The following is a 19,565-nucleotide window of genomic DNA, read 5'->3' as shown; positions in this document are numbered from 1 at the left end:
TCTCCTTAAAAAGAATGATCGCTCAATCATTAAAACGTAATCCGGCGCAGCGCCGCGTCCGTCTCCGCCGAAATCGCGATGCCGCTGCTGTCCATCGCGCTCATTAACGCGCCAATGACCGGATCGATCGTGAGCTTTACGATGCTTGCATGGGGGGCGGTTGCGGCAACCGAAGCTTTGATCGCATCAACCATATGCGGGGAGCTGCCTTTCGCGAGCACGCTTCCCGTTAGGACAACGTCGAAGCTGTCCTGCTCCATGCCAAGCCTTCGAATCAAGGCATTGACGGCATTCCCATGTTCGTATCCGGCCTCTTCTAGGATCCGGATGGCCACCTTGTCGCCTAACGAAGCCGCTTCAAACATCGTTTGCGAAAGCGACTTCGCTGGACGAACTCCGTTATCGAGCGCATCGTCGTACATCTCCCGGACGGAGGAATAGCCCATCTGACGGGGCACCAGCTCCGTCAGAATGGATGGGAGCTCACGCCCCTCCCAGCTTCGCACCGCCGAGCGAAAAGCATGAATCGCCAGATCCGTGCCGGAACCTTGGCCGTCTCCGAACAAATAACCGAACCCGCCGTACTGCTGCTCTTCGCCCTTGGCATTACGAGCCGCGGCGTTAAAGCCCGTGCCGCTGATAATGACAGCGCCGTAGGATTGATGCGTACCCGCGCGCATGCCGATCATCGTATCGCAAGCAATGTCGTGGCGGGGGAAATTCAGAGAAGCGATCATCGGACGAAGAATCGCGTAATCCGGTTCGCGGTCCGCCCCGGCAAGGCCGAAATAGGCGAAGTCTATCTCTTCTATGGCTGCTCCAGCCTGCCGAAGCGCTTCCGCGCAAGCCCGGTCAATCTCGGTTCTTGCCGCTTCAAAGGCCGTCTGATGATTACCGTTGCCGCCGCTCCCCCTGCCAAGCACGCGGCCGTTCTCATCCGCAAGCAAAGCATGAGTCTTGCTTCCGCCGGCATCTATTCCAAGAAACAACATCTTAGCCACGCTCCTTACCGCTTTATAAAAGATATATATAGAGAATAAAAGAAAAGAACACCGCTCTTCTACCAACAAAGAACGATGTTCCGATACAATCTTACTGTTTTTGAGATTAGTGATGAGGACGAAGCTCCGACGGCTGCTTCCCGATATGCTGCTTGAACAGCCTGTTGAAATTGGATAAATTGCGAAATCCCGTAGATTCCGCGATTTCGATAATTTTCTTGTCCGAGGACTCCAGCAGAGTAACCGCCGCGGACAGCCTTAACTGAATCAAATAGTCCATCGGCGATGTGCCAACCGTCTGTACAAACAAGGCGCTGAAGCGAGACGGACTAAGATGCGCGGCAGCGGCCAGTTCTTTTAACGTCCAAGGATAAGCAATGTCAGCTTCTACGGTATTCAACACTAAGCGCACCGTATCCATTCCCCGAATATGGGACGAACGGCGCTCCCGCTCCTTCGCGAAGTAACGGTTGACGAACGCCATAAACTGCACCAGCTGGGACCGGATTACCGCTTCGTAATGCGGCTCCCGGCGGGCGAATTCGCTGCGCATCTCCTCTATCGCCGCACCTAGCCGAGGCAGCATCGGATGACCCCGGTCGAGCAGGTTATCGAACCTCATCCCGATCTCGCGGAAGGGGATCAGAAGCTCCGTATCATAACGCTGCTCCAAGGCAAAATACGCCGGATCAAACATAATGATCGTCATGACCAGCGCTTCGTTCTCGAAGGCGCGGTGCAGATCATTCGAGTTGATAAGAAGAATATCCCCTTCCCGGAAGTCATGCCTCGTACCGTTAATCAGATAGTAGCCGCTTCCCCGGTTGATATAGTTAATCTCCAGAGCCGTATGCCAATGCAGCCGCTGAAACAGCGGGCTGACGCCTTCCGACTGCGAGATGACGATCGGAAAAGCCGGCGGCAGCTCAATCAAATCGCGGGAGACGGTAGGAATCGGCTTCATGGCAGGACCTCCTGGGAGAGTAGTTAATAGTAGTATATTTTACATTCAACTAACATAACAACTCCATTGCCTAACACCCCCTTGATGTTAGACTTGTACACTTGATCATGCCCCTACTTCCTCTTGGGCAACACATTTGCAGACTGGTGGTGTACTAACGTTTTGAAATTTAACAAGCAAGCTCGAATCGTATTCCCTATGGTTCTCTCGGCTAGTATCCTGTCTACTAGCCTTGCAGTTCCCCTTCCTAAAGCTGCGGCTGCCGATACAATCGCCACGCAGGATCAGGGTCAATGGTTAACCGGCGAATTCCACGCTCACACCTTCGAATCCGACGATGCCCAAAGCTCGCTCGAATCGGTGCTGGATCACGGTTTGACAACCTACGGCCTTGATTTTATTATGCTGGCGGATCATTTGCGCTCTTCCAAACGGGACGATACGGGCGCAGACATTCCCGGCGGTCCTATTCCTTTATCGAAAGGGCTGCTAGAATACCAGGTTCCAAAAATAAAAGCTTTGCAGGATGCAGGCAAATACGCCGGCAAGACGATATTCTCCGGCTTCGAATGGGATATCCCTTCGCATGAGCATGGCTCCGTTGGCATTCTTACGGATGAACCCGGCTCCGAAGCAGCGCTGAAAGCCGCGAACCAATTCGAATACTTGTTCACGAACCGCGATGCATCCTGGTTTAACCCTGCCGATGTTCTGCAGTGGCAGGCCGCCGATAACCGGGCGTACAGCACGCATGCAGACAGTTTATCCGCGATTAACTGGCTCAAACGCAATTATCCCGAGACCAGCTACATGATTGTCAACCATCCGTCCAGGGGTGTAGGCAAATACAAGATTTCCGACTTCCGCGACTTCAACAATGCCGCTCCGGACATCGCGTTTGGCTTCGAGGGGATGCTAGGCAATCAAATGGAGCCGGACCGCGGCGGGTATAACTCGGCGTACGATCCCGCTAACCCTACGGCCAACGACAACTACAAGAACCGTTCCTACGGCGGTGTCGATTACATGGTCGCAAAGGTTGGCGGCGTATGGGATTCCCTGCTTGGCGAAGGCCGCAAGTTCTGGAATTTCGCGAATTCGGACTACCATTTTAAAACCATCGATACCAATTCTAGCGGCTACTGGCCGGGCGAATACGCTAAAAACTATATTTGGAGCGAAGGAAAATCTACGCAGGATATACTGAACGGCATGCGCTCGGGTAAATCGTTCTCCGTTTTTGGCGACCTGATTAACGCCTTGGACTTCCGCCTTGCCGACGGCGGCACCAATGCCGAGATGGGCGGAACCCTGCAGGCAACCGAAGGGGATAAGCTTACCCTTACGATCAAGTTCAAGAGCCCGGAGGCCAATAACTACGAGAATCCGATCAACAGCGGACAATCCGGCGGCATGAAGCCGGCGGTTGACCATATCGATCTGATTGCAGGCGATGTGACCGGCCCGGCGGAGAAAGGAACTCCGGCTTACGACAAGGATACGAACGATTCCACCCGCGTCGTTGCCACTTTCACCAGCGAGGATTGGACAACGGACGCAAACGGCTATAACGTCATCACTTACGACCTGCCGAAAGCAAGCAAGGATCAATATTTCCGTCTGAGAGGCACGAATCTCGGAATGAACGTGCCGGGCGAGACGCTGGACGGCAATCCGCTCATCGATCCAAAAACAACAACCGCCGATGCAACGGCCCGATTCAACGAGATTAACAACCGCAACTATCAGGATCTGTGGTTCTACTCGAATCCCATCTTCGTGGATACGGCTGCATACACGGATGAGCAGGCGGTGCAAGATACGCTCGGCAAGCTGACGCTTGGCCATACGGATGCGGTTACCGAGAATATCACTCTCCCTTCCGATGGAGAGCATGGTGCAGCAATTGCCTGGGAGGAAACGGCTGACCAAGCCAATGCAGTTGCAATTGAAAATGGCATCGCCAATGTGAGCCGCCCTGCGGCGGGACAGCCTGACGCGTCGGTTACGCTTAAAGCAACCGCTTCGCGCGGCGATTCCTCGGATTCCAAAACCTTTGCCATCACGATCAAAGCGATGCCATCAACTTCAACCCCGGGTGGCGGCGGAAACACAACATCACCGGGCACGCCTGCAACATCCGTTTCCGTTACCTTTGATTCGGCCAAAGGCGCGGAAGGCAGCTTGAAAGACGTGATCGCCTTCAAGATACCGGCAGGAGCATTGTCCGCAAGCGGTACAATCGGAGCGCAGGTTCTCCCTTCAGGACAACAGCCTCCGCTTGGCAATCTGCAAGCGCTGAGCTCAATCGTAGAGATGACAAGCAGCGCCGGTACAACGTTCAGCAAGCCGGTTGAATTAACCTTTAACTACGCGGTGAATTCGGCTGCGCCAAACGGCCAGCCTGCCGTGTACTACTATAACGAAAAGCTGAAGAAATGGATTTTCCTCGGCGGCCAAGCAAACGGAAGCAGCATTACGGTCAACGTTAAGCATTTCACGAAATTCGGCGTGTTCGGCTACGCGCCTCAAGCCTTCCCGGATCTTACCACATCGTGGGCAAAACCTTATGCCGACCGCTTGATCGGCATGGAGGTAATCTCCGGTTACGAAGACGGAACGTTCCGTCCGGACCAGCCGGTGACACGCGCAGAATGGGTGAAGCTGCTGGCAGACTCGCTAAATCTTCCTGCCGCGCCCGGTGCAACCCGCTTTGCCGATGACAGCCTGATTCCATCTTGGGCCAAGTCGCAAGTGAAAGCAGCCACCGATGCCGGCTATGTGACCGGCTTCGATACGAAAGACGGCTCTGTCTTTAACGCATCGCAGCGAATCACACGCGCCGAAATCGCGGTAATCGCCGCGCGCGTTCTGAAGGCTGGCGGCATCGCTCCGCCTGGCACCGGCAAGACATTCAACGATGCAAATGCTATCCCGGCCTGGGCCCTCGATGCGGTAAGTCAAACGACTGCCGAGGGTATCGTGAGCGGTTATCCGGACGGCAGCTTCCGCCCGAATGACACCCTGACGCGCGCCGAAGCCGTGAAGGTCGCTTATGCCTTGCTTGATGCTCTAAATATTTAATCAAAAACTCCCTTCCGGCTGCTATATCGCAGCTTGAAGGGAGTTTTTTCGCCTGTTATGAACGCTTTCTACCGTATTTACGGGTACGGTCGTCTTCGATAACGCCTTGCCAATCCTCGAACTGGTCTTCTACGGTCCTCATATTTGCCGGGACCGAAGTGTTGCCGCCGACTGGTCAACCCCTGTCATATGGAGGCAAAGGGAGGCTTCATGACAAGGCCTCCCGGAAGAGTAGTCACGCTTTCCGCTCCTTTTCGCGATACGGGGAAATCAACCAGTACACCACGCCCAGGAACAACCCGCCGCCAACGATATTGCCGAGGGTAACCGGTATCATATTGTGAAACCAACCGGCAATCGTTATCGTGTCCGGATGAGGAAGCAGCAATGCCAGACCGAGCACGGTCATATTCGCAACGCTATGCTCATAACCCGAAGCAATGAAGGCATATAACATCCACCAGATGAGAATGAGCTTTGCCGCATCGCTTGTAGCCCGTTTTGAAGTCCAGATCGCCAGACAGACAAGCCAGTTACACAAGATTCCCCTGAAAAACAGCTGCGAGGTGCCAAGAGTCATTTTTTTCTTGGCCGTCGCCATTAACACATGGTCTGCGGTGACGCCGTGGAAAATGTCGGCCCGGGTAACGATGATCGCAAGCACGATCGCCCCTGCCAAATTGCCGAGGAACACCAGTCCCCAATTTTTCAGCATATCCTTCCAGGACGTCGCGCCCGCTAGCGTACTGATCGTAAAGTACATATTGTTGCCGGTGAACAGCTCGGAGCCTGCGAAGATGACCAGCGTCAAGGAAATTCCAAAAGATGCCCCCATGACGACGCCCGTCACGGGAGAATGGATGGCAAAAAACGGCGCGCCTACAACCATAATAAGCACGATGCCGATCCCGACGTACGCGCCGGCAAGCATGGCGGCCAGCATATAACGGAGCGGACCGCGGTCCAGCCGGTTTTTTTTCTGCAGGGCCGTTTGGACCATTTCCCGAATCGTTTCTTCAACCATGTAGGTTCCCCCTCAGTAATGAATCTTATGGCCTCGGCAGAACGACTGCGACGACATCGCTGCCGGTGCGCACTTCAAACTTACGGGCACTACCCGTGTCAGGTGCTTGAACGACTCCCGTCTCCAGGGAGATTTTCAAATCCCGCATAGGGCAATAGATATAATGACCGCTGACAATCGCTTCAGACAGCGTTCCTCCTTTGGCATGAGGCGTATGGTTTTCCAATGCGAACAGCCGTCCGTCCGTCGTCCGGAACACGGCCAGGCTCCACTTCCCCGCCTTCACTTCCCGGCCGTATCCGGCCGGAAAGTCAGCTTCCTTTCCAATAGGAATTATTTGTTCCATTGAATCCGTCATCGCTTGAACTCCTCTCTTCCGTTTAAGATTTTGGAACCCGTACCATTGTATACAGCATGTTACGGCGAGCATCATCCATAATGACTTCCTGCCACGGATCCCGGAGGCCGGCGAGCGCTTCTTCCACTCTGGAAGCAAAGGCTGCGCGCCCTTCGGCATCGTCCACGACGGCTTGACGCACCGCCTCGAGGCCCACCCGCTCAACGAAATCCGACGTCCGTTCAGCATAATTGGCGTTTTCCCGGTAATATTGAATAAAAGCAGAGCATATTTCGACCAATTCATCGTCCGTCTTCACCTTGCAAAGGGAATCCGCGCCTCTTAGCTTAATGCCGCCGTTTCCGCCGACGAACACTTCCCAGCCGCCGTCGTTTCCAACGATCCCTATATCCTTCGTGCCGGATTCGGCACAATTACGCGGGCAGCCGTTAACCGCCATTTTGAATTTGGCCGGCATCCAGAGACGTTCGTATTTGCGTTCAAGCACGATGCCCATGCCCATCGAATCCTGCGTGCCGAATCGGCAAAATTGCGAGCCGACGCATGTTTTGACCGTCCGCAGCGCTTTTGCGTAACCGTAGCCCGACGGCATGCCGAGGTCCGCCCAAATCGCCGGAAGATCCTCTTTCTTCACGCCGAGGAGGTCCAGCCGTTGTCCGCCTGTCACCTTTACGGTTTTCACCTCGTATTTCTCGGCTACATCCGCGATTTTCCGCAGCTCCTCCGGCGACGTGACGCCGCCGTACATGCGGGGAATAACGCTGAACGTACCGTCCCTTTGAATATTGCCGTGAAGCCTCTCGTTGACGAAGCGCGAATCGTTCTCGTCATCACGATCCCGCGGGTACAGCATGCCGAGGTAATAATTCAGCGCGGGACGGCATTTGGAGCAGCCTTCCGGCTGCTGCCAGCTCAGCACGCTCATGACTTCCCGCACATGCATCAACCGTTTTTCCCGAATTGCCTCGATGATTTGATCCCGCGATAACGTCGTGCAGCCGCAAATGCCGATTTTTGCGCCCTCCGCTGCCTTATAGCCGTCTCCAAGCGCGTATTGCAGCAGCTGCTCCACCAACGGCTTGCATCCTCCGCAGGAACGAGTCGCACCGGTGCTCGCCTTGATTTGATCCACCGTGGTCCAGCCTTCTTCTCTTATTCCCCGGACGATCGCGCCTTTCGTAACCCCGTTGCAGCCGCATACGATTTCGTCGTCCGGCATCGCGTCCACGGAAGCCTTGGAGGCTCCTCCGCAGCAGTTCCCGTTGCCGTACAGCTGCTCGTAAAGTTCATCTGTCATGTCCGCCTCATCACGGACGCATCGAGTCAGAAGAGCAGAATCATTAACGTCACCGTACAAGATTGCGCCGACAATCCGATTCCCCTGCAAAATCACTTTTTTGTAGGTCCCTTTCCAGCTGTCCTGCCGCAGCAGCACGCGGTGCTCCGATGTTTCGGCAAATACGCCCGCCGAGAAGACGTCCACGCCGGATATTTTCAGCTTGGTCGCGACGGAAGAGCCCTGATAAGATTCGGTTTCCAAACCGGCAACATGCTTCGCAAGTATACTGCCTTGTTCATAGAGAGGCGCAACCAGCCCATAACAGACGCCGCGATGCTCGCAGCATTCTCCGACCGCATACACGCCCGGCGCGCTGGTCCGAAGGTAGTCGTCGACAACGATTCCGCGATTAACCGCGATGCCGCTGTTTTTGGCTAATCCTGCATTAGGCACGATTCCGGCTGCCATAACGACCAGGCCGGCCTCCAGCTCCGTTCCGTCCGCAAATCGAAGTCCGGAGACCTCGTCATCACCCGTCAGTTCGACGGTCTTCTTCCCCATCGCAAACCGGATGCCCTGCCGTTCAAGCTCTTCCTTCAGCATACCGGCCGACACTTCGTCCAGCTGGCGCTCCATCAGCGTATCAACCAGATGGACGACCGTAGTCTCCATGCCCAGTTGCACAAGTCCTTTGGCCGCTTCCAGGCCTAGCAGTCCGCCGCCAATGACCGCAGCCTTCTGTTTGACTTTTGCGGCTTGAATCATTGTCTCGCAGTCCCGGATGTCCCTGAAACCAACAACGCCTCGTTTATCCGCTCCCGGAACGGGCAAGAAGAACGGTTTGGAGCCGGTCGCGAGAATCAACACGTCATACGGCACCGCTTCTCCCGCATCGGTGTAAATAAGTCTCTCCGCGGTGTCAATGCGTTCAATTTTCGTTCCCGTATGTAGAGTAATTCCGTTCTCCCGGTACCAGGCCCAGTCATTGAGGATGATGTCCTCTGTCTTTTTCGAGCCTTCCAGCACATAGGAAAGTTGAATGCGATTATAATTGGGGTATGGTTCCTCACCATAAACCGAGATATCGAAAGAGCGGGTCAGCTTTACTATTTGTTCCAATGTACCTACGCCCGCCATGCCGTTGCCGACGAGGACCAGTTTGCGCCGTACGTTGTTTGTATGTTTCATAGGAAAACCTCCCGTGTTGAATGTCTGATGTCATTCTAACGGATCCCTGTCGAGCTGGATGTGACTAATGTCACTGGCGGCAGTGAAAATGCGATACGAAGAAAATAAAAAAAGACGAAGCAGATAACTGCCTCGTCTTTTTGTGTATTTATCTTATTCCCACTCGATTGTCGCTGGTGGCTTGGACGTTACGTCGTAAACGATACGGTTAACGTTGTCTACTTCGTTAACGATACGAACGGAGATTTTCTCGAGAACGTCCCAAGGGATACGCGCCCAGTCGGCTGTCATGCCGTCGATGGAAGTTACTGCGCGGATGCCGACCGTGTACGAGTACGTACGAGCGTCACCCATAACGCCAACGGACTTCATGCCAGGCAAAGCCGTGAAGTACTGCCAGATCTCGCGGTCAAGACCTGCTTTTGCGATCTCGTCGCGCAGAATCGCATCGGATTCGCGAACGATGTGCAGCTTGTCTTCCGTTACCTCGCCAAGAACACGGATCGCAAGACCGGGACCCGGGAACGGCTGACGGTGAACGATTTCGTCCGGAAGACCACATTCCGCGCCTACTTTACGAACCTCGTCCTTGAACAATGTCTTGAGCGGCTCAACGAGCTGGAATTTCATGTCTTCAGGCAGTCCGCCAACGTTGTGATGCGACTTGATCGTCTGTGCCGTAGCCGTACCGCTCTCGACGATATCGGTGTACAGCGTGCCTTGCGCGAGGAAATCGAACTCGCCAAGCTTAGCCGACTCTTCGTCGAACACGTAGATGAACTCGTTGCCGATAATTTTACGCTTTTGCTCAGGGTCGGTAACGCCTTTCAGCTTGCCAAGGAAGCGCTCGCTTGCGTCGATCTTCACAACTTTCATATCGAACTTGCCGACGAACGTCTCCATTACGCTCTCAGCCTCGTCCTTACGCAGCATGCCGTGATCGATGAACATGCATGTCAATTGATCGCCGATCGCTTTGTGAATCAGCATCGCAACAACCGAGGAATCTACGCCGCCGGACAGACCGCACAGCACTTTTCTATCGCCAACTTGGTTGCGGATATCAGTAATCGTATCTTCGATCCACGATTCCATCGTCCAGTTGCCTTCGCAACCGCAGATATTATACAGGAAGTTACGAATCATTTCGTTGCCATACACGGAGTGACGAACCTCCGGATGGAATTGTACCGCAAAGAATTTACGGTCAGGATGGCTCATAGCAGCGATTGGAGCATGCTCGGTGCTTGCGTCGACGCGGAAGCCCGCAGGCGGCTCGACTACAAGATCGCTATGGCTCATCCATACCGTTTGACGCGCGTCCAGGCCTTTTGCCAGGTGGCTGCCTTCCGCAAAGTCCACTTCTGCTTTACCGTACTCGCGTTTGCCGGCACGTTCTACCTTGCCTTCGAGCTGATGCGACATCATTTGCATGCCGTAGCAGATACCAAAGATTGGCACGCCGAGATCATAAATAGCCGGATCTACCAGCGGGGAATTTTCTTCATATACGCTTGCCGGTCCTCCCGAGAATACGATACCTTTCGGCTGCAGTTCGCGGATCCGTTCCACCGACGTGTTAAATGGCAGCAGTTCGCTGTATACGCCCAAGTCGCGGATGCGGCGTGCGATCAGCTGGTTGTACTGTCCCCCGAAGTCGAGTACAATGATAATTTCATTCTTGTTCATTACCGAGCCTCCCTCAATTAATGTAGTAATTATATCTATAGCCCTTTGGACGAGTCAAGGTAGGGGAGCAGGGCAAAACTCGATTTATGTCGACATTTCGGTGTCATTATTGCAAATGAATGAGATCCGGTACGGTAACGAGCTCCATATTCTTTTCCTTCAACTTGGCAATGACCCGTCCTAGCGCCTCCACGGTTCCTGTTAGATCCTCGCCTTCGCCACCCGCGGAATGCTGCAAAATGATACTTCCGTTTTGGGTCGCATCCATAATATTGGCATACACTTCATCGGCGTTTAGCCCTTTCCAGTCCAGGGAATCCACGTTCCAGTTGATGATTTTTTTCTCCATGCTGGCCAGCCAGTTAATCTGGTTCTCCGTGACCCCGCCGTAAGGAGGTCTTACGAGTGACGGAAGATGGCCGATGTAGGTTTTGATGAGGCGGTCGGTTTTCTCGATTTCATTTCTGAATTGTTCATCGGGCAGCTTCATATAGTTGGGATGGCTATACGAATGATTGCCAATTGCATGGCCCTCGCTTACCATCCGCTGAAAAATATCCGGGTTCGCTTCAATCCGGTTGCCCACGACAAAAAAAGTCGCTTTGACGTCGGCCTTTTTCAGCTCGTCCAGCACGAGCGGCGTAAAGGTCTCGTCCGGACCGTCGTCAAAGGTCAGCGCCACGCGCTTTTCCTTGGAGCTGCCCTGCAGCAAAAACGTGCTTTTATACTTCTCGCGGAGCTCGGCAAGCGACAGCGGCTCTTCCTTGCGGACGACATCCTCCGGACCGCCTACCAGCTCGGGCGTATCGTCTTCATTTTGTATTTGAATCGGCATTTCTTCCTCGGAATACGCATTAGGCTCAGGCTGCGCGTTCCTGCCCTGCTCTGTCTCGCGATGACTGGCGCAGCCCGCTATTGATGACATCAGCAGAGCGCCGATAACGAAAGCCGCAAGTAATCGAATCAATGGAAAATCCCCCTTCTGTACGTAATCATGTTGTAGATTTCCATTTTATTAGCATGGCAACTGGCGGGGAGAGTATGCATATTAGTGGGAAATGTGAGTTTTAAAGTCCCAAAAGGGCCTTAACCTCTTTAAACTTACTCATTGAGTTGCCCAATTTTCGCCTTAAGCAAAAAAGCCCGTCCCCCGGTTACAATCGGGGGACGGGCTTTGATTATTCAGCGGCTTGCACAGAGGCCGCCGGAACGGCTTTGCGGGGCTTGCCGAGCAGCGCGTTCATCGCGGCGGCAAGCTCCTCCGGAGGCGGGGCGATCCATTCGCCCCGCTGCCCGAACCGGGCGGCATCGTCCCAGGCGATGAACCGCCGTAGCGCATCGGCGCGCGCGCCGGGCATCGACGCCGATACGGCGTCCGCGTATTCGCGCGCGGTATGATGCGGCGGCCGCGCCATCATGCGGCGGCCGAGCAGGACCCACGCCGCGGCGGATACCGCGGCGAACTGCTCTTGCGCTGCCGCGGCGCGGCCTGCGCCATGCGCTGCGGCGTACCGGCGCAGCGCGAGCGCTAGGCGCACCCGCCTGCGCTGCGCCGCTGCCGCAAGGCCGGCCGCGAAGAGCAGCGCGGCCGCGCCTGCGGCGGCCAGTGCGGCGGGCGAAGCCGCCGCCGCGCCATGGGCGGCGCTCCGCGCCGCCTGCGCGAGGGCATCCGCCCCTCGCGCTACGGCCGAGGCGGCGTGGTCCACCGCCGCCTCAAACCGCGCCAGCATGCCGTCCGTTCCGGCATCGGCATGCTCTGGCGCACCCGCATCATCGGCAGCTCCGCCGGCCGATGACAGCCCGCCGGACGCCGATGCCCCGGCGTCCGCACCCGCTGGCCCCGTACCGCCGGCAAAGCCCGGCGTCGGGTCAAAAGGCACCCAGCCTGCGCCGGGGAAGTACACCTCTACCCATGCGTGCGCATCCTTCGCACGCACATTGTAGAGGGTCCCCGCTGCGCTGGCAGCGTCCACTCCCGCCGTGGATACCGGCGTCCCGGATACAAAGCCTTTTACCCATCGCGCCGGAATCCCTTCCTCGCGGAGCAGGACAACCATAGCGCTGGAGAAATGCACGCAATAACCTCGCTCCTGCTCAAACAGGAAGTAGTCGACAAAGTCCGATCCTTTTGGCGGAACCGTGCTGTCCAGCGAATACGTATAGCTGTTCTTCAAATATTGCTCGACCGCTTTCACCTGATCGTAACGGTCGGTCCGTGCGTCGCCGACAATCTTGTCCGCCAGCGTCTTCACGCGGGTCGGCAAAGAATCCGGCAGCTGCAGGTAGTCCGACAGATCCGTCTCTTCGGTTTGCGTAAGAGCCGCTGTTTCTCCGGCAAAAGCGGAGCTGCCCGCCTCCCGCAACAAGGAGGCATCCGTTACCGGAAGCCGGCTCTCGACGGTATAGCGCTCTACCTGCGCTTCCTTATCCGCCGCATACAGAGCGCCCGCCAGCTCATCCTCCACATACGTGCTTAATTGCCGGTTGGGATCAATAGCCGACAGACTAAGCACATGTCCCCCGCTCCCCGCGAAAAAGAGCGGAAAGCCCTGCGAAGCGGAAGGCTCGGTCATAATAACCGTCTGCCGGATGGTCCGGTTATCCCCGGTAGGGCTGGCCGCAAGCTCGGACGGCTTATCACCGTATTCCACCGGATGCAGCACTTTCCCGCTCCAGCTGCTGTCCCAGCCACGTCCGTTATAGACGGCTTTGGATTCACCTCTCCAATAGGTCTGAACCGGCGAAAACCCGCTGAACACCACCGTATCGTTCTGGGATAGGGAAGCTCCAAGCTCCCGGTCGTCGAAGCCGTACCCGGTCATGCCGCGGCCTTGCCCCGCCGTACCCATCGCCGCCTGCATGGCAGCCGAATAATTTTCCTTGTCAAGCTCCGCCATCGCCTGTTCAAGCCGATTCGCAGCGTTTACCGTCCATGCCGAGGGCTCCGTTTGCCTAGGCTGCCCGCTGGACAACAGCATTCCGACGCCCACGCATAAAAGCACAAGAAATTCGCCGGCAGCCAGCCATTTCGGATGGAGCTGGCGGTCGAATTCGCTGCCGCCGCCCTGCATCCGCCTTACTCTGGCCATCGTTACGACGGCTCCGAGCAGCAGGCCCTCCGCCGTTGCGCGAAGCAAGCCGTTAAACACGTCGATGCCCACCCACGTATGAAGAATCAGCAGGTAAGAGACCGTAATCGCCGTCAGACCCAGAGCAACCTGCCTCATCCATACAAGGGCCTGCAGCGCGGGAGCCAGCATAGCCCAGCCTGCGAAAAGCAGCAGCGTCCTCAGCTCGCTGGTCATCGTCCACATGCCGTAAGTGAACAGCTCTTTAATATCTCCGGCCAGCATGCCGGGGTAATTCGCCAGCCACTGCAGCGCGTTTTCGTCATTTCCTTTAAATAGAAGCATGATGGTCATGACGCATAAGAAGCCGTTCATAAGGAGCGACATATACCAGGCCGGGCGAAAAAGCCCCATAACCATTACGCATCCAACCACCGTCAGCAGCGGGCCAATCTGGTAGACATCCGCCCATTCCTTGTAGTGGAGCCAAGGCAGCAGCCATTCGGCCAATAGGCCGAATAACAAGGCGGTCGTCAGTACGCGGAAGCCCATCGACCCGTTATCGGGAGTATTATCTCGCATGCCGGCTGCCTCCTTCCGCCGTTTGCGTCGGCCGGTTCATTTTTTCCGGATAAGCGAGCCAGTTGACGGACAATCCCGCCTCTTCCAGAAGGCGCTGCTGCTCGCGCATCGCAAACGTGAGAACTGTTTGCTTCGTGACGACATGCAGGCGGATTCCGCATTTCTGATCGGCCGCATAAGCGGCAAGCTTAATCCAGCTTTGACCGCTTTTCCAGTCCGCGGTATAGACATGGATTACGCTTCCGGCCTTCAAGCCTCCAAGCTCCGTCCGGAGGCTGTCAACGGAGACTGCCGTTTTCGTGAGCTTCAGCCTCGCCAGCCGTTCCAGCAGTTGGTTAACCTGCTGGCCGGCTTGGCCGCCCCGCTTTTGCTTCTCCTTTGCCCCTCCAGTACCAACTGTCCCCGCAAGGAGCCGGACATCGCAGCCATCCGCTGCCGCCTGTTCCATTCCTCTTGCGAGCCAAGCCAGAGAAGCGTCAAATAGCCGCCCGTCATGATTAAACGCAGCACTGTGCGTATCCGCGATCATAATAATCTCGGCCGGCTGCTCGAGCAGATGCTGCTTCGTGAACATCCCTCGTCCTTTGGCCGCAGCCCGCCAATTAATATGCCGCATCGAGTCGCCTTCCCGGTACGGTCTGCTGTCCGGGCCGATTCCGGCCTGCTGCAGCAGCCTGTCCGCGGTAATGGCGCTGATCTCTCCGCCGTCGCTTATAAAAGCCGCCGAAGAATCGCCCGATACCTGCTCCGCCATAGCTCCGTGCAGCTGCTCCGCCCGGCGCCTTTGCTGCTCCGGAAGCGCGGGGACGGCAACTAGGGTACCCGGACATTCCAGCTTTTTGTGAAAAGCCGTAAGTCCAAGCCAATCGCCAACCGTTACCGTCACCTGGCCGAATTGATGCTCTCCGCGCCTGACGGCAAGAACGGAATAGCTGATCTCCACCTCTTTGCGCAGCAAAGGCGCCACAAGGTAACGATAGTCCAAGCTCGTCCTTTTTGCCGCGCTGGTATTGGTCATTCCATCATGAACGGCTATCCATACGAAAGGCACAATGGAAAAACGCTTTAAGGTCAGCCGTATAACCGCCTCGTCCCCGTCTTTGATTTTGGCTTCCGGGATAATCCGGCTGACCGTAAGGCCAAGGGTCGAGAGCAGCGGCATAACAATCGATAACAACGGAAGCAGACTCAGCACAATCAGCATAAAAGTCTCCACCGCCCCGCCCCGGGTAAGCATGCCGGCCAGACTCATCAGCCAGCCGGCCGCTATGAGGAGCCACGCTCCCCAGCGGGTGCGGTAAACCGAGGGACGCGCAGACTGCGCCGGTTCTTCTACAACCGTTTCCTGCGCTCCCGTTCCGGTCATTCCTGCTCCGGCCAGCTTCGTTTTATTGCCGGCTGAAGGAGGGAAGCCTTGTGCCGACTGTCCTTTGGCCGCTTCCGCCAGCATGACATTCGAGTCGTTTCCCCGCCTCTTCATTTCTGCCTCCCTGCGATTTGACCGGGGGCAATTGACGCGGGCAGAGGCGTACTTCTCATAATCCGGGTCAAAGCTTCGGACACCTGTCTTCCGCCAGCGCTTACACCGTTCAACCGGTGCGCCAGCACAGTCTCCCCGGTGACGAACAGATCATCCGGCAGCACGTATCTTCTTCCCTCTATGTAAGCTCTTGCCTGTGCCGCGCGCAGCCAGTCGCGTCCCGCGCGCGGACTTAATCCCAGCTCCAGCTCGGGTGTGCGCCTAGTCGCATCCGTCACCTTTGCCATATATTCGAGCAGTCCGGGATGGACATGCGCCTGCCGCACCTCGCGCTGCATCCGCAGCCACTCCTCCAGCATAAGGACCGGACGCAGCTGATGAGGCTCCAGCCTCGAGCCGGACGCGTATTGCTCCAGCATTTTTGCTTCGTTCTCCATAGACGGGTAGCCAATCGACAACCGCATCATGAAACGGTCCAGCTGCGCTTCCGGCAGCGTGTTCGTCCCTTCATAGCTTAACGGGTTCTGCGTGGCAATAAGCACAAACGGCTCCGGCAGCTTTCGGGTTTCCCCTTCCACGCTGATTCTCCGCTCCTCCATCGCTTCGAGCAGCGCCGATTGCGTTCTTGGCGAAGTCCGGTTAATCTCGTCCGCCAGAACAATGTTGGCCATAATCGGCCCCGGCCGGTAGACAAGCTCGCTGATCCGGCTGTCCCAGACCGCTCCGCCGATCACATCCGCAGGCAGCATATCCGAGGTGAACTGGATCCGCTTGAATTCTCCCCCCAGCACGCGGGCAAAAGCGCCCGCCAGCATCGTTTTCCCCACGCCCGGCACATCCTCCAGCAGCACATGGCCGCCGGCCAGCATAGCCGTCAGAAGCTGGGTAACCGTTTCTCTTTTTCCTAGCAAAACCTGATCTACTCTATGAATAAGCCTTTGCAGCAGCACCTGCGGCGGCTCCGGCCAAGACTGTGCTTCCGCTCTTCCCTGCAAGCCTTCGAATTTCGGCACGATCATCTCTATCATCGACCTCCTGAAAAATAGCTTCTCTATCTTTCAGTATCGCCACGCGCCTTTCTATTTAGACCTGCTAGACGGAAGACGGCTCTACCCAAATCTCTCTTTTGCCTTCCGTAACCGTTATTCTGCTTATTCCAATATGAAACCGCTGAAGCGTTTCTCTTAACGGCACCATAATTCGGCTCGGCAGGGACGTTCCGCTGCCTCCTACCTCCGATGCCGTCCAGCTTGCGCTTTGATTGTTCACCATGGCCTCGACGACCCCGTTAGCCATGTCCAGACGGATAATGCCATGAAGCCCTAAAGCCAGCTGCCGCAAAGGAACATCAATGGTGCCGTTCAACATCCTGTAATCCTGCGGTGCAAAAGGAATGTCTTCTCCGCCGGCATGAATGATTAAGCTTTGGGTATTTTGCTGGGGCAGAGTTGTTCTCGTCCGGGCCGTATATTGAACGAGAGTCAACGTCTCCGCAGCCGTCACTTTGGGACGCTTCCACTTCATCGATGGGGAGAGGCGGAATTGGATCGGCTTGACCTGATCGGTTAACACCGCGAACTGATATCCTTTGTTTTTGAAGAAATCGATCACTTCCGGCAGCGCCTTTACCGACTCTCCATGGATAGAGCTGTCATGCATCAGCACAACGACTTTGCCGGATAGTCTGGAGCCTTTAACGGTGTTGACGATCTCTTGGGCCGGCACGCCTACCCGCGTCGAGTCGCCGCTGTCCACGTTCCAGTCGTTGACGATATAGCCGGCCTTGGCAAGCGCGTCGTAATACCCTTGGTCAAAGTTGCCAAACGTCCCTCCCGGCGCACGCAGCAGATTGGTCCGTATCCCCGTCACTTTATAGATCTCATCGTCGGTATCCATAACCTGCTTGGCGAATGCCGAGAAGCTGCTGTACAGCTCTTTATACACATGATCGTACGTATGATTGCCGATGGCATGGCCTTCCTTCACGACCTGCCTCGCGATATCCGGATACTGCTTCACTTCCTTGCCCAGCATAAAAAAGGTTCCTTTCACGCCCTCGCGCTTCAGGATGGCAAGAACCTCCTTGGTTTTCTCGCTTGGACCATCGTCAAACGTCAAATAGACGGTTGGCTTGGCCGCCGCCGTTTTCGCTTCCTCCGCGCTATAGTTAACCAGCTGATCCGCTAGAATCGGACTTCCCGCCCCTTCTTCCTGATGCTCGGCGGGTCCATCCGCAGAGCTCCCGGCAGCCGCGGCTACCTCGCTCGCCAGCCCCGCATGCGCAAGCTCGATTGCCGCCTCCCCCTGATCCTCCGTTACCGGACCGGCTCCAAGCAGCCCAAACCATAACACAACCAAACATAATCCCGTCTGCACCAGCAATCGCATCACATTTGCCACCCTTCTCTACTCTCGTAAGTAATCAAACTAGTAGAGTATATGAGCGGCAAATCTAGCAAATGCCCCGTTAATCATTCATTTCGTATATTGTTTTTCCGCCGTTCCTAACAAAAAAAGACGGGCCCACAGGACCCGTCTTTCAATCGTTATAGCTTTGCCGCCTCATCCGCAACCTGCTGGACGTGGCCTTTGATCTTTACGCCGCGCCACTCGCGGACAAGCTTGCCTTTCTCATTGATGAGGAAGGTGGAGCGGACTACGCCCATATACTCGCGGCCGTACAGCTTTTTCATCTGCCAGATGCCATACTTCTCGCATACCTTATGATTCTCGTCCGACAGGAGAAGGAACGGCAGGCTTTGCTTGCCGATAAACTTCTCATGCGACTTGACCGGATCCGGGCTGATGCCCAGCACGACCGTATTACTGTCCACCATAGCGGGATATGCATCGCGGAAATCGCAAGCCTGCTGCGTACAGGTAGGCGTATTGTCCTTCGGGTAGAAATAGAGGACAACCTTTTTCCCGCGGTAATCGCTAAGCTTCACCGTCTCGCCGTTTGATGCCGGCAGCTTGAAATCCGGCGCTTTTTTGCCTACTTCAATCGTACTCATGCCACTAACCTCCAATACCTGCCTTAACCTGCCGGGCCTACGAGCCCGCGCCGTGGTACCGCTTGACGCCATGGTTCCAGAGCGCCAGCCCCAGTCCGAACACGATCACGCCCATAACCGGCGTAAACCAGGCCAGCTGAGACAAATCATCCGCCTTTTTATCCAGGAAATACGATGCCGGAATTACGCCGACAAAGGCAAAGGGCAGGAGCCAGGTCAAGACGAACCGAATCGTTTTGTTATAAATGTTGACCGGATAACGGCCATAGTTCTGTACGTTGTAAATAAGCGGTACGATGCCCGTAGGCGCATCCGAGAAGAACGATATCGCCGACAGTGCCGTATAAATCCCGCCATACACAAGCACGGCGCCAAGCACGAACAACAGCATAATCAAGACATAATACCAGTGGAACGCTAGTCCAAGATCATTCCAGCAGACGGCCATAATAACCGCACCTACCACGGAGCCGATCAGGGACGGCGGATCCACGTTTTCGAGCAGCACTTGAAACAGGTTATGGGCAGGACGCGTCAGGATACGGTCCATCTCCCCTTTTACAATATAACGCTCGCTGAAGTTCCACATCCCGAAGAAGGTGGAGAAGATTCCGTACGGAATCATAAAGAAGCCGTATACGAAAATAACCTCCGACTCCGACCAGCCGCCAAGCGAAGGCGTATGCTGGAACACGACAAGGATGAAGACCAGGTTCATCCCTTGGAACATCAAGTCCGACAGAACCTCGACCCAGAAGTCTGCACGGTAGGTCAGACGGGTTTTGGCATAGTTTTTAATGTATTCCCAGAATAACACGGCATACAGCATCTTGA

Annotated in this window: 14 protein-coding genes; 1 reads left to right on the top strand and 13 read right to left on the bottom strand. The window is 55.7% G+C overall.

Translation table 11 applies throughout. From position 1 onward, the window contains the following. Positions 1-29: 29 nt before the first annotated feature. Both ACR9FF_RS04360 and ACR9FF_RS04355 read right to left on the bottom strand, forming a co-directional pair. Positions 30-992 (bottom strand): N-acetylglucosamine kinase, encoded by a 963-nt coding sequence (locus ACR9FF_RS04360; RefSeq protein ID WP_435169284.1) that lies wholly within the window; start codon positions 990-992, stop codon positions 30-32. Positions 993-1,107: 115 nt separating this feature from the next. Further along, entirely contained in the window at positions 1,108-1,965 is an 858-nt protein-coding gene (locus ACR9FF_RS04355; protein WP_435169282.1) for an AraC family transcriptional regulator, read from the bottom strand. A gap of 162 nt (positions 1,966-2,127) precedes the next feature. Here ACR9FF_RS04355 and ACR9FF_RS04350 point away from each other — a divergent pair, with 162 nt between their 5' ends. Next, the gene (locus tag ACR9FF_RS04350; protein WP_435169280.1) at positions 2,128-5,049 is read left to right on the top strand and encodes an S-layer homology domain-containing protein; all 2,922 of its coding nucleotides are present in this window, start codon (positions 2,128-2,130) and stop codon (positions 5,047-5,049) included. Positions 5,050-5,284: 235 nt separating this feature from the next. Here the strand turns inward: ACR9FF_RS04350 and ACR9FF_RS04345 are convergent, their stop codons facing one another. The 11 genes from ACR9FF_RS04345 to ACR9FF_RS04295 form a co-directional block, all read right to left on the bottom strand. Then, the gene (locus tag ACR9FF_RS04345; protein ID WP_435169278.1) at positions 5,285-6,073 is read right to left on the bottom strand and encodes a formate/nitrite transporter family protein; all 789 of its coding nucleotides are present in this window, start codon (positions 6,071-6,073) and stop codon (positions 5,285-5,287) included. A gap of 25 nt (positions 6,074-6,098) precedes the next feature. Continuing rightward, on the bottom strand, positions 6,099-6,431 hold the full coding sequence (locus ACR9FF_RS04340) for a nitrite reductase (NAD(P)H) small subunit (protein WP_435169276.1): 333 nt from the start codon (positions 6,429-6,431) through the stop codon (positions 6,099-6,101). Between the two features lie 22 nt (positions 6,432-6,453). Further along, on the bottom strand, positions 6,454-8,898 hold the full coding sequence (nirB, locus tag ACR9FF_RS04335; RefSeq protein WP_435169274.1) for a nitrite reductase large subunit NirB: 2,445 nt from the start codon (positions 8,896-8,898) through the stop codon (positions 6,454-6,456). Between the two features lie 153 nt (positions 8,899-9,051). After that, entirely contained in the window at positions 9,052-10,587 is a 1,536-nt protein-coding gene (gene guaA / locus ACR9FF_RS04330; RefSeq protein WP_435169272.1) for a glutamine-hydrolyzing GMP synthase, read from the bottom strand. A 106-nt stretch (positions 10,588-10,693) separates the two neighbouring features. Then, positions 10,694-11,554: a polysaccharide deacetylase family protein gene (locus ACR9FF_RS04325; protein WP_435169270.1), complete on the bottom strand. Its 861-nt coding sequence runs from the start codon at positions 11,552-11,554 to the stop codon at positions 10,694-10,696. Between the two features lie 211 nt (positions 11,555-11,765). Continuing rightward, on the bottom strand, positions 11,766-14,237 hold the full coding sequence (locus tag ACR9FF_RS04320; RefSeq protein WP_435169268.1) for a DUF4129 domain-containing transglutaminase family protein: 2,472 nt from the start codon (positions 14,235-14,237) through the stop codon (positions 11,766-11,768). Then, positions 14,227-15,717: a DUF58 domain-containing protein gene (locus tag ACR9FF_RS04315; protein WP_435169266.1), complete on the bottom strand. Its 1,491-nt coding sequence runs from the start codon at positions 15,715-15,717 to the stop codon at positions 14,227-14,229. The genes ACR9FF_RS04320 and ACR9FF_RS04315 overlap by 11 nt, the downstream gene beginning before the upstream one ends. After that, a complete protein-coding gene (locus ACR9FF_RS04310; protein ID WP_435169264.1) occupies positions 15,714-16,736 on the bottom strand; it encodes an AAA family ATPase in 1,023 nt (340 codons plus the stop codon). Before ACR9FF_RS04310 ends, ACR9FF_RS04315 begins: the two co-directional genes overlap by 4 nt. Positions 16,737-16,809: 73 nt before the next feature. After that, positions 16,810-18,105 carry a polysaccharide deacetylase family protein gene (locus tag ACR9FF_RS04305; RefSeq protein WP_435169262.1) on the bottom strand — a complete coding sequence of 432 codons (1,296 nt, stop codon included), beginning with the start codon at positions 18,103-18,105 and terminating at the stop codon, positions 16,810-16,812. Between the two features lie 158 nt (positions 18,106-18,263). Next, on the bottom strand, positions 18,264-18,731 hold the full coding sequence (bcp, locus tag ACR9FF_RS04300) for a thioredoxin-dependent thiol peroxidase (RefSeq protein WP_435169260.1): 468 nt from the start codon (positions 18,729-18,731) through the stop codon (positions 18,264-18,266). A 37-nt stretch (positions 18,732-18,768) separates the two neighbouring features. After that, positions 18,769-19,560 (bottom strand): ABC transporter permease, encoded by a 792-nt coding sequence (locus ACR9FF_RS04295; protein ID WP_435169258.1) that lies wholly within the window; start codon positions 19,558-19,560, stop codon positions 18,769-18,771. Between the last annotated feature and the right edge of the window lie 5 nt (positions 19,561-19,565).

This window comes from Paenibacillus glycanilyticus (genome assembly GCF_051200795.1).
Taxonomy (GTDB): Bacteria; Bacillota; Bacilli; order Paenibacillales; family Paenibacillaceae; genus Pristimantibacillus; species Pristimantibacillus glycanilyticus.
Note: the sequence above shows the minus strand (reverse complement) of the source record. Positions and strands in the feature narration are given on the sequence as shown.

Bases quoted from the DNA above. Each gene is read 5' to 3' on its own strand.
- ACR9FF_RS04360 (WP_435169284.1), bottom strand. From the start codon at position 992: ATGTTGTTTCTTGGAATAGATGCCGGCGGAAGCAAGACTCATGCTTTG.
- ACR9FF_RS04305 (WP_435169262.1), bottom strand. From the start codon at position 18,105: ATGCGATTGCTGGTGCAGACGGGATTATGTTTGGTTGTGTTATGGTTT.
- ACR9FF_RS04345 (WP_435169278.1), bottom strand. From the start codon at position 6,073: ATGGTTGAAGAAACGATTCGGGAAATGGTCCAAACGGCCCTGCAGAAA.
- ACR9FF_RS04355 (WP_435169282.1), bottom strand. From the start codon at position 1,965: ATGAAGCCGATTCCTACCGTCTCCCGCGATTTGATTGAGCTGCCGCCG.
- ACR9FF_RS04295 (WP_435169258.1), bottom strand. From the start codon at position 19,560: ATGCTGTATGCCGTGTTATTCTGGGAATACATTAAAAACTATGCCAAA.
- bcp (WP_435169260.1), bottom strand. From the start codon at position 18,731: ATGAGTACGATTGAAGTAGGCAAAAAAGCGCCGGATTTCAAGCTGCCG.
- guaA (WP_435169272.1), bottom strand. From the start codon at position 10,587: ATGAACAAGAATGAAATTATCATTGTACTCGACTTCGGGGGACAGTAC.
- ACR9FF_RS04315 (WP_435169266.1), bottom strand. From the start codon at position 15,717: ATGAAGAGGCGGGGAAACGACTCGAATGTCATGCTGGCGGAAGCGGCC.
- nirB (WP_435169274.1), bottom strand. From the start codon at position 8,898: ATGAAACATACAAACAACGTACGGCGCAAACTGGTCCTCGTCGGCAAC.
- ACR9FF_RS04320 (WP_435169268.1), bottom strand. From the start codon at position 14,237: ATGCGAGATAATACTCCCGATAACGGGTCGATGGGCTTCCGCGTACTG.
- ACR9FF_RS04310 (WP_435169264.1), bottom strand. From the start codon at position 16,736: ATGATCGTGCCGAAATTCGAAGGCTTGCAGGGAAGAGCGGAAGCACAG.
- ACR9FF_RS04340 (WP_435169276.1), bottom strand. From the start codon at position 6,431: ATGACGGATTCAATGGAACAAATAATTCCTATTGGAAAGGAAGCTGAC.